Source organism: Stutzerimonas marianensis, from assembly GCF_022810315.1.
In the GTDB taxonomy this organism is placed as follows: domain Bacteria; phylum Pseudomonadota; class Gammaproteobacteria; order Pseudomonadales; family Pseudomonadaceae; genus Stutzerimonas; species Stutzerimonas marianensis.
In genome coordinates this window covers 164,932-176,996 of the sequence record NZ_JALGRD010000007.1, presented here as the reverse complement: position 1 = coordinate 176,996, position 12,065 = coordinate 164,932, and the positions used below count along the sequence as shown (strand labels likewise).

At 64.7% G+C, this 12,065-nt stretch carries 10 protein-coding genes; 6 read left to right on the top strand and 4 right to left on the bottom strand.

The window, feature by feature from the left end; genetic code table 11:
• Window positions 1-19: 19 nt before the first annotated feature.
• The gene (locus MST27_RS13830; protein ID WP_243606522.1) at window positions 20-253 is read right to left on the bottom strand and encodes a DUF1127 domain-containing protein; all 234 of its coding nucleotides are present in this window, start codon (window positions 251-253) and stop codon (window positions 20-22) included.
• A gap of 93 nt (window positions 254-346) precedes the next feature.
• Between MST27_RS13830 and MST27_RS13825 the strand changes: the two genes are divergently transcribed.
• The 6 genes from MST27_RS13825 to MST27_RS13800 all read left to right on the top strand — a co-directional run bounded on the left by MST27_RS13825 (window position 347) and on the right by MST27_RS13800 (window position 9,443).
• Window positions 347-1,201, top strand: coding sequence for a LysR substrate-binding domain-containing protein (locus tag MST27_RS13825; RefSeq protein ID WP_243606521.1), 855 nt, complete (start codon window positions 347-349; stop codon window positions 1,199-1,201).
• A gap of 108 nt (window positions 1,202-1,309) precedes the next feature.
• A complete protein-coding gene (locus MST27_RS13820; RefSeq protein ID WP_243606520.1) occupies window positions 1,310-3,082 on the top strand; it encodes an N-acetylglutaminylglutamine amidotransferase in 1,773 nt (590 codons plus the stop codon).
• A 76-nt stretch (window positions 3,083-3,158) separates the two neighbouring features.
• Window positions 3,159-4,901, top strand: coding sequence for an N-acetylglutaminylglutamine synthetase (ngg, locus tag MST27_RS13815; protein ID WP_243606519.1), 1,743 nt, complete (start codon window positions 3,159-3,161; stop codon window positions 4,899-4,901).
• 123 nt (window positions 4,902-5,024) lie between these two features.
• On the top strand, window positions 5,025-6,224 hold the full coding sequence (locus MST27_RS13810; protein WP_243606518.1) for an osmoprotectant NAGGN system M42 family peptidase: 1,200 nt from the start codon (window positions 5,025-5,027) through the stop codon (window positions 6,222-6,224).
• A 212-nt stretch (window positions 6,225-6,436) separates the two neighbouring features.
• Window positions 6,437-9,208: a hybrid sensor histidine kinase/response regulator gene (locus tag MST27_RS13805; RefSeq protein ID WP_243606517.1), complete on the top strand. Its 2,772-nt coding sequence runs from the start codon at window positions 6,437-6,439 to the stop codon at window positions 9,206-9,208.
• A 4-nt stretch (window positions 9,209-9,212) separates the two neighbouring features.
• The gene (locus MST27_RS13800; protein ID WP_243606516.1) at window positions 9,213-9,443 is read left to right on the top strand and encodes a YheU family protein; all 231 of its coding nucleotides are present in this window, start codon (window positions 9,213-9,215) and stop codon (window positions 9,441-9,443) included.
• Here the strand turns inward: MST27_RS13800 and MST27_RS13795 are convergent, their stop codons facing one another.
• From MST27_RS13795 to MST27_RS13785, 3 genes are all read right to left on the bottom strand, one after another.
• Window positions 9,444-9,866, bottom strand: coding sequence for a hypothetical protein (locus MST27_RS13795; RefSeq protein ID WP_243606515.1), 423 nt, complete (start codon window positions 9,864-9,866; stop codon window positions 9,444-9,446). It lies immediately after the preceding gene.
• A 116-nt stretch (window positions 9,867-9,982) separates the two neighbouring features.
• Entirely contained in the window at window positions 9,983-11,125 is a 1,143-nt protein-coding gene (locus MST27_RS13790) for an MFS transporter (protein ID WP_243606652.1), read from the bottom strand.
• 106 nt (window positions 11,126-11,231) lie between these two features.
• A complete protein-coding gene (locus MST27_RS13785) occupies window positions 11,232-12,038 on the bottom strand; it encodes an SDR family oxidoreductase (protein ID WP_243606514.1) in 807 nt (268 codons plus the stop codon).
• Window positions 12,039-12,065 lie beyond the last annotated feature (27 nt).

Below are 12,065 nucleotides of genomic sequence, written 5' to 3'. Positions count from 1 at the left end.
GCCCGCATGCGCAGGCGAGCTAGCCGCGACGGAAGGGCTCGTCCCAGAACGGCCGATTGATCTCCGTCTCGATGTCGGCGTGGCTGAGCCCGATGTCCTTCAGCGCATGGTCGCTGAGCGCGGCCAGCTGCCGGCGCTGACGCGAAAGCGCCGACCAGCGTTGCAATTGACGGCCAACCGCACGCGCGACGGCCAAAGGCGAGCTCAGGCGCAGGGAGTTGAAACGATTCTGGACCAAGGTTTGGCTTTTCATGACGCACCTCCTGGGGGATGGCGTCAGTCTCTCGCCCGGCTTATGATCAATCCAACGAATGTTTCTGATGGTGAACATCTCGGAGATTGATGGATGGCCAACTACCCCAGCATCGACGCAGAACTGCTGCGCAGCTTCGTCGCCATCGCCGATCACGGCGGTTTCACCCGGGCGGCAGAAGCCGTCAATCGCACCCAATCGGCGATCAGCATGCAGATGAAGCGGTTGGAAGAGGACGTGCTGCAGCGGCCCCTGTTCGAGCGTGACGGGCGCCAGGTCCGGCTCACGGCCGAAGGTCAGGTGTTGCTCGGCTATGCACGGCGCATCCTCAAATTGCACGGCGAGGTGCTGACGACGCTACGCGAGCCGCACATGGTCGGCTCGGTGCGCATCGGCACGCCGGATGACTACGTGATGCGCTTTCTGCCGGTCGTCCTCTCACGCTTTGCCCAGGCCTATCCGCTGGTCCAGGTCGAGGTGCACTGCGAGCCGTCGTACCAGCTACTGCAACGGCGCGACCTCGACCTGACCATCGTGACTCGCGAGCCGGGTACCGAGATCGGGCAGCTGCTGCGCCGCGAGCGCTTCGTCTGGGCCGAGGCGCCTGGCTTCAACACGCATGAACAACGTCCGATGCCACTGGCGATGTTCAACACCGAGTGCTTCTGCCGCGCCTGGGCCTGCAACGCCCTGGACAGCCGGGACATCACCTACCGGGTCGCCTACACCAGCCCGAGCCTCTCGGCGCTGATGGCCGTCGTCGGCGCCGGGCTGGCGGTAACGGCGCAGTTTCAGAGCCTGATGTCATCGGACATGCGCATCCTCGGCGAAGCCGAAGGCATGCCCGAGTTGCCGCTGAGCAGCATTGTGCTGCTACGCAGCGAGCGCAACCCGTCGAAAGTCAGCGAAGCGCTGGCCGAGCATATCGTCGAGGGCTTCAGGCTTTAACGATCGCCTCGCCCAACCACGCCCCAGCGCGGTGCATTCGGACCGGAAACCTGAACTCACCCGCCGCTCGCCAGTCACACCCTCATTGGCAAAACCGGTAAGGATCCTATGTGCGGCATAGCTGGCGAACTTCGTTTCGATAACCAACCGGCCAATCTGGCCGCGGTTGAACGCATCACTCAACATCTCACTTCACGCGGCCCGGACGCCTGCGGCTTCAACAGCCAGGGACCGGTCGCGCTCGGCCATCGCCGACTGAAGATCATGGACCTGTGCGAGGCCTCCGGCCAGCCGATGATCGACTCGGCGCTGGGCCTGTCCATGGTCTTCAACGGTGCCATCTACAACTACCCGGAGCTGCGCGCCGAACTCGAGGCCCTGGGCTACAGCTTTTTCTCCGGCGGCGACACCGAGGTGTTGCTCAAGGGCTTCCATGCCTGGGGCGAAGCGCTGCTGCCACGCCTGAACGGCATGTTCGTCTTCGCCATCTGGCAACGCGACGTGCAGGAGCTGTTCGTTGCGCGCGACCGCCTGGGCATCAAACCGTTGTATTTTTCGAAGACAGACGACCGCCTGCGCTTCGCCTCGACGCTGCCGGCGCTGCTGCAGGGTGGCGACATCGCGGGCGTGTTGAACCCGGTCGCGCTGAACCATTACATGAGCTTCCACGCCGTGGTGCCGGCCCCGGATACCCTGATCGCCGGTATCGAGAAGCTGCCGCCGGGCACTTTCATGCGTGTCGATGCCAAGGGCAAAACCAGCCAGCACCGCTGGTGGCAACTGGAATTCGGCGCGCGCGAAGACGAGCAGCACTACAGCTTCGAGGACTGGCAGGAGCGCACCCTCAGCGCCCTGCGCCAGTCCGTCTCGCTGCGCCAGCGCGCGGCCGTGGATGTGGGCGTGCTCCTCTCCGGCGGGGTCGACTCCAGCTTGCTGGTCGGCCTGCTGCGTGAAGCAGGCGCGGCCGACAACCTGCTGACCTTTTCGATCGGTTTCCAGGATGCCGGCGGCGAGCGGGGTGACGAATTCAAATACTCGGACCTGATCGCCAACCATTACCAGACACGGCACCACCAACTGCGTATCCAGGAGAAGGAAATTCTCGAGCAGTTGCCAGCCGCCTTCCGTGCAATGAGTGAACCGATGGTCAGCCATGACTGCATCGCCTTCTACCTGCTGTCACGCGAGGTTTCCAAGCATTGCAAGGTGGTTCAGAGCGGCCAGGGTGCCGACGAGTTGTTCGCCGGTTACCACTGGTACCCTCAGGTGGATGGCGCGCAGGATCCGGTGGCGGCCTATCTCAAGGCATTCCGCGACCGCAGCTATGAGGAATACACCGAAACCATGCAGGAGCAATGGGCGCAGGGTGATTTCTCCGGAGAGTTCGTGCGCCAGCACTTCGCCCAGCCCGGCGCCGACGCGGCTGTCGACAAGGCGCTGCGCATCGACAGCACCGTGATGCTGGTGGACGACCCGGTCAAGCGCGTCGACAACATGACCATGGCGTGGGGCCTGGAAGCACGTGTGCCCTTCCTCGACCACAACGTGGCCGAGCTCTCGGCGCGTATCCCGGCCAAGTACAAGTTGCCAGACGGCGGCAAGTACGTGCTCAAGGAAGCCGCGCGCAAGGTGATTCCCGCCGAGGTGATCGATCGGCCGAAGGGCTATTTCCCGGTTCCGGGGCTCAAGCACCTGCAGGGCGACACGCTCAACTGGGTGCGTGAACTGCTGACCGACCCCAGCCAGGACCGCGGCCTGTACAACCCGGCCATGCTGGACAAGCTGCTCAACGACCCTGAAGGCCAATTGACTCCGCTGCGCGGCTCGAAGCTGTGGCAACTGGCGGCCGTCAACCTCTGGCTGACGGAACAGGGTCTATAAGAACCGATCATGTCGCCGTGCGCCGCACGCCGGGGTCGTACCCGATGGCGGCATGACTAGCTCGAAGGAAAGCACCATGCAGAAGTCTCAGGCTTACGGACAGCGCTTGTTGCGCGGGCAAACACCGACCTACGAACGGCTGCAGGCGCGGCTCGCCGAAGATGGCCAGGGTGAGTCCCAGGGCCCCGTGACCTTGCACTGCGGCTGGGGCCGCATCCTTATCGGTCACACCTACAGCGACCCGGCAGACCTCGCCGCCGACCTTCTTCACGAGCAGGCCGGCGAGCGCGACATCGCGCTCTACGTCGCGGCGCCGCATCAGGTACTCGCATACGCCCCGCAGCAGCTCTTCCTCGACCCCTCCGACACCTCGCGCATCTGGTTCACCGATTACCGCCCCGCGCGCCGTAGCTTTCGCGGTTTCAGCATCCGACGCGCCCAGAGCGAGGCGGACTGGAAGGCGATCAACTCGCTCTACCAGTCCCGGCACATGCTGCCGGTCAATCCCGAACTCTGCACGCCGCGAGAAAATGGCGGACCGGTCTACTGGCTGGCCGAAGATGATGATTCCGGCCACGTCATTGGCAGCGTGATGGGCATCAACCACCACAAGGCCTTCAACGACCCGGAAAACGGCTCGAGCCTGTGGTGCCTGGCCGTTGCGCCAAGCTGCACCCGTCCGGGCGTGGGCGAAGCCCTGGTGCGCCACCTCATCGAGCACTACATGGGACGCGGCCTGGCCTACCTGGACCTGTCCGTGCTGCATGACAACAAGCAGGCCAAGGCGCTCTACGCCAAGCTGGGCTTCCGCGACCTGCAGACCTTCACCGTCAAGCGCAAGAACAGCTTCAACCAGCCGCTGTTCCTGGGCCCGGGGCCGGAAGCCGAACTCAACCCCTACGCGAAGATCATCGTCGACGAAGCCCGGCGCCGCGGAATCGAGATCCACATCGACGATGCCGAAGCGGGGCTGTTCACCCTGACCCAGGGCGGGCGAAAGGTGCGCTGCCGCGAATCGCTGTCCGACCTCACCTCGGCGGTCAGCATGACCCTCTGCCAGGACAAGTGCCTGACCCACCGCACCCTGGCCCGCGCCGGGCTCAAACTGCCGGCGCAGCAGCTTGCCGGCGCCCCCGAAGACAACGCCGCATTTCTCGAAGCGCACGGCAGCCTGGTGGTCAAGCCGGTCGACGGCGAACAGGGACACGGCGTGTCGGTCGACCTGCGCACCGCGGCCGACGTCGAAGACGCCATAGCCCGGGCCCGCCAGTTCGACCAGCGTGTCCTGCTCGAAAGCTATCACCCGGGCCTCGACCTGCGCATCGTGGTGATCGGTTACGAGGTCGTGGCGGCGGCCATTCGCCGGCCTGCGGAAGTCGTGGGCGATGGCAGCCATAGCATCCGTGAACTGATCGAGGCGCAGAGCCGACGCCGACAGGCAGCCACGGGCGGCGAAAGCCGCATTCCGCTGGATGACGAGACCCAGCGCTGCATCTGCGACGCCGGCTTCGACTACGACAGTGTCCTGCCCCAGGGCCAGCACCTCGCCGTGCGGCGCACCGCGAACCTGCACACCGGCGGCACGCTGGATGACGTGACCGACCAGTTGCATCCCGAACTCGTCGATGCCGCCGTACGCGCCTCACGTGCTCTGGACATTCCCGTGGTAGGCCTGGACCTGCTGGTCAAGGCCGCGGATCAGCCCGATTACGTCTTCATCGAGGCCAACGAGCGCGTCGGCCTGGCCAACCACCATCCGCAGCCGACCGCCGAGCGCTTCATCGACCTGCTGTTTCCGCTCAGCCACAACGCCAGCTAGGTCAGCCCCTCGTGCCGGGGCGGGAGCGTCGCCCCGGTGCCCCGCCTCGCCAGCGAGGCGAACACGGCCCGACCCCATTCACTGACGCAGGGCGGCAGCCTCAGGTGTCGCCAAGGAGAGATCATGACTGCCAAGCTCCCCGAACCTGATCTGAACTACCTGCAGCGCGTGCTCCTGGAAATGCTCGCAATTCCGAGCCCCACAGGCTTTACCGACACCATCGTGCGCTACGTCGCCGAGCGCCTGAAGGAGCTCGGCATTCCCTTCGAGCTGACCCGCCGCGGCACCATTCGCGCCACGCTCAAGGGACGCCGCTACAGTCCGGACCGGGCCATCGCCGCGCACCTGGACACCATTGGCGCCATCGTCCGGGAGATTCAGCCAAGCGGTCGCCTGGGGTTGTCCCCGGTGGGCTGCTGGTCGAGCCGTTTCGCCGAAGGCAGCCGCGTCAGCGTCTTTACAGACAGCGGCGTGTTCCGCGGCAGCGTGCTTCCCCTGCTCGCCTCGGGGCATGCCTTCAATACGGCGGTCGATGAAATGCCGATCAGCTGGGACCATGTCGAGCTGCGCCTGGATGCCTTCACACAGAGTCGCGCCGACACCATCGCCCTGGGCATCAACGTGGGCGACTTCGTCGCCTTCGATCCGATGCCCGAGTTCACCGACAGCGGCTACATCAGTGCGCGCCACCTGGACGACAAGGCCGGCGTCGCAGCCCTGCTCACGGCGCTCAAGGGCGTCATCGAAAGCGGCCGCGAACCGCCGATCGACGTCCATCCGCTGTTCACCATCACCGAAGAAACCGGCTCCGGTGCAGCCGGCGCCCTGCCCTGGGACGTCAGCGAATTCGTCGGCATCGACATCGCCCCGACCGCCAAGGGTCAGGAGTCCAGCGAGCATGCCGTGACGGTCGCCATGCAGGATTCCGGTGGCCCCTATGACTTCCATCTCTCCCGTCACTTGCTCAAGCTCGCGACTGGCAACGAAATCCCGGTGCGCCGCGACCTGTTCCGCTACTACCACAGCGACGCACAATCGGCGATCGCCGCCGGCCACGACATTCGTACCGCCTTGCTGGCCTTCGGTTGCGACGCCACCCATGGCTACGAGCGCACCCACATCGACAGCCTGGCCGCCATGACACGCCTGATCAGCGCCTACCTGCTCAGTCCGCCAGTGTTCGCCAGCGACGCGCACAGCAACAAGGATTCGCTGGAAAACTTCAGCCATCAGCTCGAGCACGTCACGCAAATGGAAAACGACACCCGGGTGCCCGCCGTAGACGAGATCTTCGAACGCCAGGGCGAGGAACCGAACAGCTGACCGCTGCGTTTCATGACCGGCTACCAACTTGACGTAATTGCCGATTGCGAGGCGGCCTGGATCAGGGCAAAGTCGCAGGCATCCGAAAAACCAGTCTGCCCGCCATAGCCGGGCACAGGCGTTCGGGCTTGCCTTTCGAGAGGGTGGTTCGCGCCCGGCCATACCGGTCGGCGCGGCCGATCGGCCAGCCTGGCGCATACCCGGGTTAGTTCATGCTGCTGCGTCTTTGCCTGGCCATCATCCTGTATTGCCTGTCGGGGTCGATCTGGGCGTTTTCCGCCGTTCCGATCGAATCCGACAGCTTCCGTGAGCCTCTGGGCAAATGGACCTACTTCCTGCGTGATCCCAGCGCGGAGCTGAATGCGACCGAGGTGATGGCGCTGCCGGAGAAGGTCTTCGAACGCGTATCGGGCGAGCACGCCAACAAGGGCAAGAACGGCGCCGTCTGGTGGTTCAGGGTGCAACTGGACAACCCGCAGTCAACCTCGGTGTCCGGCCTGTTCGAGATCAACTATCCGCTGCTCGACGACATCGAACTCTACCTTCAACACCCTGACGGCACGCTGAGCCGGCAGCGCTCCGGTGACCAGCACCCGTTCGGCGAGCGTGCGGTCAAGGTGGCGAACTTCTGGTTTCCGGTGGACCTCGAACCCGGCGTTTCGACGCTCGTACTGCGCGTGAAAAGCACCAGCACCCTCTACGTGCCCCTGTATTTCAGCACCTATGCCGCCAATGCGGCGGCCTCGGAGAACAGCTCCACGCTAGCCGGTGCCTTCTACGGCGTGCTCTTCGCGATGTTCTGCTACAACTTCTTCCTGTTCCTCTCGCTGCGAGAGCCGGCCTACTTCTGGTACCTGGTCTACAACCTCAACGTAGGGCTCTTCGCGCTCAGCTTCGATGGCATGCTGGTCAAATGGCTGACCGGCGCGGGCGGCGCCGTGGCGATGGGCATCTACGCGCTGATGCTCAGCCACTGTCTGGTCTCGATCCAGTTCAGTCGGCACTTCCTTCACACCCAGCAGTACTTCCCCCGCCTGGACCTGATCCTGCGTATAGCGCTGCTGCTGTCGCTGGGCGCCCTGCTTTCGGGTTTCGTGCTCGACCTGCAGGTCTGGAGCGTCCTGGCCAGCGTGATGGTCATTTCCTCGTCGATCGGCCTGCTGATCACCGGCGCGTTCGTGTGGAGTCGCGGCATTCGCTACGGCCTCTACTACACGCTGGCCTGGGGCGTTCTGCTGGCCACCTTCGTCATCGTCACGGCCGGCTCGCTGGGCTTCAACCTGGTCGGTCTGTACGGCGCACCGGTAGTCAAGATCGGCATTGCGTTCGAGCTGATCACGCTGTCGATCGGCCTCGCCGACCGCATCAACCTTCTCAAGGAAGAGGGTTTCCGCTCCCGCCAGGCCGCGGCGCGCGCCGAAAGCGAGAACCAGGCCAAGAGCCGCTTCCTGGCGAAGATGAGCCACGAGATACGCACCCCGCTCAACGGCGTACTGGGCATGCTGCAGCTGCTGCGTGAAACCTCGCTGGACCGCAAGCAACGTTTTTACCTGGACACCATCTCCAGCTCCAGCGCATCGCTGATGGCGGTGATCAACGACATCCTCGACTATGCCCGCATCGGTGCCGGCAAGCTGGTGCTCGAGGACATCGAATTCGACCTCGAAGAGCTGATTTCCGAAACGCTGAGCCTGCTCACGGCACAGGCGCTGGAAAAGCAGCTCGGCCTGCATGTCAGTCTCGCCCCCGGCGTGCCGCGCCACGTACGTGGCGACCCGACACGCCTCAAGCAGGTGCTGATGAACCTGTTGAGCAATGCGCTGAAATTCACCGAACGCGGCTGCGTAGTGCTCGAGGTCGACACCCAGGGCCCTGCCGACTCCCGCAGCCTGGTATTCGCCATCACGGACAGCGGCATCGGCATGCGCGCCGACGTGCTCAACCAGTTGTTCGTGTCCTTCAGCCAGGGCGATTCCAGCACCACGCGCCGCTACGGTGGCAGCGGTCTTGGCCTGGTGATCAGCAAGGAACTGGTGGAAATGATGGGCGGCCAGATCGGCGTACAGAGCACACCTGGGCAGGGTAGCCGCTTCAGTTTCGACATTCCCTTGCGTGAGGCCAGCGCATACCAGGATCCGCTTCGCCCCCTTCTCGAAGGCCGTACCGCGGTCCTGGCTTCCCAGGATGCCGCCGCGCTGGGCGCGATGAGCCAGCTGCTGTCGCGCTGGGGCATGCGCGTGGTGCGCTGCGACGAGCCGGCTGGCCTGGCGCGTCACCTGCGGGAGCAGCCCGCCGCCCCGCTGCTGTTGATCATGGCACCCTGGCCCGGCAGTCCCAAGGAGTGGCTGGCCTCGGTGAACGAGCAGCTCCAGCCGCAACAACCAGCCATTCTGATCACGCCGCCTCAGGTCACGCCGATACTGCCTGCCGCCAAGGTGAACCTGTCCAGCCTGCACCAGCCACTGCTGCTCGGCGCCCTGCGCGAGGCCCTGCACCGCCTGTACGCGCCCATGAGCGCCTCGCCATCCTTCAGTGACGCACGGCACGCCCTCGCGGCACAATCGCCCCGCATCCTCACCGCGGAGGATAACCCGGTCAGCCAGATGGTGGTTTCCAGCCTGCTGCGCAAGAGGGGCTACGAGGTGCTGATCGCCGAGAATGGCCGTCGGGCGGTCGAAGCCTACAGCGAGGATCCGGCGGCCATTGACCTGATTCTGATGGACTGCGAAATGCCGGAGGTCGATGGCTTCGAAGCGAGCCGCAGGATTCGCCGGCTCGAGTCCGAACGCGGCCTTAAGCCCGTCCCCATCGTGGCCCTGACGGCGCATGTCCTCGAGGAGCACCGTCGCCTTGGCAGCGAAGCCGGCATGAACGACTTCATCGGCAAGCCGCTGGACAGCGAGCAGCTTTACGCCTGCCTGGACCGCTTCCTCGAGGCCAGCCCGCAGGGCTCGCTCACTCCCGACCTGCCCCAGCCGACCTGACCCCATGCTTATCCCACACGACCAGCTCGAACCCGACACCCTCACCCGTCTGATCGAGGACTTCGTCACCCGCGACGGCACCGACAACGGTGACGAGACACCACTGAACACAAGGGTCGAACGCGTGCGTCACGCGTTGGAAAAAGGCCTGGCGGTCATCGTGTTCGACCCCGACAGCGGGCAATGTCAGCTGGCACTGCGCCGCGACGTGCCGCGCGAATGGCTCGGCGACTGATCAACCCAGCACACCGCCGTCTCGCTCCCAGGCACAGCGCATGCGTACGTCGTGCTGGCGAGGGCTGTGGCTGCCACTCTCGGTCTCCCAACGGAAGGTGTGTGAGCCGTTGAGCTCGGTCTCCAGGTGCACCACGGCACTGGTCCAGTAGAGCTCGTCGAGCAGCGCCTCGAAGCGGCGGACCCACAACGACCACTCGTACTCGACGGCGCGATAGCTGGCGCCGAAATGAATGACCTGGGTCTGGTACAACCCCTCGTCCGTGCAGAAGGAAAACATCTCCCGGCCGATGAAGGGCCAACCCTCCCCTTGAGGCAGCTTGCCTAGCGCGCGGCGGTTGGCGGCGCGACGCCGGCGGCACTCGTCGAGGTCGGCGGCCGGCCAGTCACGAATGCTGCCGTAGACGATGGATTCCTGCTCCACAGGCTGCTCTCCGGGCGAAAGGCCGGACATGTTCAACCAATTCGGCGCGCGGTGCCAGCCTTCTCAACGGCTCTGGAACGCGCCACACATCGAAGCGGTGATCTGCGCCACAGCGCTCAGTCAGCCTGGTTCGACAACGTGCGCCGAGGGGCCAGGCGCAGCGCGAGCACTGACATCACGGCAGCAAGCATCGCCAGCACCAGGAAGGGGCCTTGGTAACTGCCTGCCAGGTCACGCCCCATTCCGGTCAGCACCGGTGCGAAGCAGGCCAGGCTATAACCCGTGCATAGCATCATGGCGGTCAACCGGCTGACCGCCAAAGGCGTGCTCGCCTCGTACATCGGGAGCACCAGGGACATCGAAAAGGTACCGTTGAGCGCCACGCCCAGCAGCATGCACACCAACAGCGGCTGCACCTGAGGGAGCAGCGCGATGACTAGCAACGCTGCCGTCGCCAGGGTGCTGCAGGCGGCCATCATGAGGTGACGCTTGCCGAAGCGCTGCGCCAGCCATGGCATCAGGAAGGCACTCGGCAAGCCGATCAGCATGAAACCGCTGAAGAAGGCGTTGCTCTGTGCGGCGCTGAAGCCCGCTTCGTGATAACGCGCCACGAGCCAGGTCGCCAGGGCGTAGAACAACCCGGCCTGCAGCGCGAAATAGATGCTTACCAGCCATGCACGCGGCTCACGCCAGGGCAATCCGCCACTGCGCTCGGCAGTCGGCTCCGGCCGGTTGGGCAGCCGCGTCCACACCAAGAGAGACAGCACGGCGGGAACGGCCCATAGCGCCAGACCCCACGGCCAGCGCTGCCCGAACAGCTCGGTGGCCGGGGCGGTCAGCACCACGCCAAGCGTGCCCCCGACCGCCATGCTCAGCGAATAGAACGCAGCCGTCCGCCCGACACTCTCGAGGAAGTAGCGCTTGATGAAACCCGAAATCAACGGGCCCGCCACAGCAATGCCGGCACCGACCATGGCTGCGGTCAGTATCAGCAACCAGGGGATGTCTGCGAGAAGGCGCAACAGCAGCGCCAGGGCGATCAGCCCGAGGCACAGGCATAGGGTTCGCTCCAGACCGAAACGAACCGCCAGGCGTGGCGCCAGCGGCGCCAAGAGCCCCATCAGCAGCACCGGCAATGCAGTCGTAAGGCTGACCAACCCGCGGCTGAGATTGAGGTCGGCCGCGATCCGCTCGATCAGCGGGGCGAACGAAGTGATACCGGGGCGCAGATTGATGGCGGCGAGCACCAGGGCCAGCATGAGCAGCCAGCGGGCGGGATTGTTCACGATCGGAAACCGGCAGCGAAACGGGACTGGCACCCTACTCCCGCTGCATCGGCTCCGGCAAGGCTTTTGGACCTTTCGGTCAGGTTTTGCTCTTGTTGCGCTTCTTTTCCGCCAACAGCGCCATCTCGTCGTAGATCGCCTGGGGGTTCTGCTGCTTGATCTTCCAGGCCATGCGTCCCTCGTCGTGCGGCAGGATCATGAACACGCCCTCGGCGACCTGGCGATGGATGTAGTCGGCGATGTCCGCGGCGGTAATGGGCGAAGCCTCGAGCAGCTTGGCGATCTGCGCCTTCATGTTCGGCGTGGGGCCGCGGTAGGAATCCATCAGATTGGTCTGGAAGAACGACGGACACACGACGTGCACACCGATTTCCTGCTGCTTGAGTTCGACCAGCAGGCTTTCCGATAGGGCTACCACGCCCGCCTTCGCCACGTTGTAGTTACTCATCCCCGGCGCCTGCATCAGCGCGGCCATCGAGGCGATGTTGATGATCCGGCCCTTGCTCTTCTGCAGCAATGGCAGGAACGCCTTGCACCCCTTGACCACACCCATCAGGTTGATCGCGATTTGCCAGTCCCAGTCCTCGAGGGACAACTCTTCGAAGAAACCACCCGAGGCCACACCGGCGTTGTTGACCACCACGTCGATTCCGCCCAGCTTGCTTTCGCACGCCTGGGCCAGGGCGGTCAGCTGGCTGTAATCACGTACGTCGCAGCGCTGGGTGAAACCGTCACCCCCGGCATCGCGCACCGCTTTCAGCGTTTCGGCCAGCCCCGCCTCGTTGACATCCGAGAGCGCCAGTTGCCAGCCCTCGCGCGCCCAGCGCAGCGCGATTTCACGTCCCAGGCCGGAACCGGCGCCGGTGACCATCATGCGGTTGTGCATCGTTTGTAACCTTTTGTTCATGGGGTT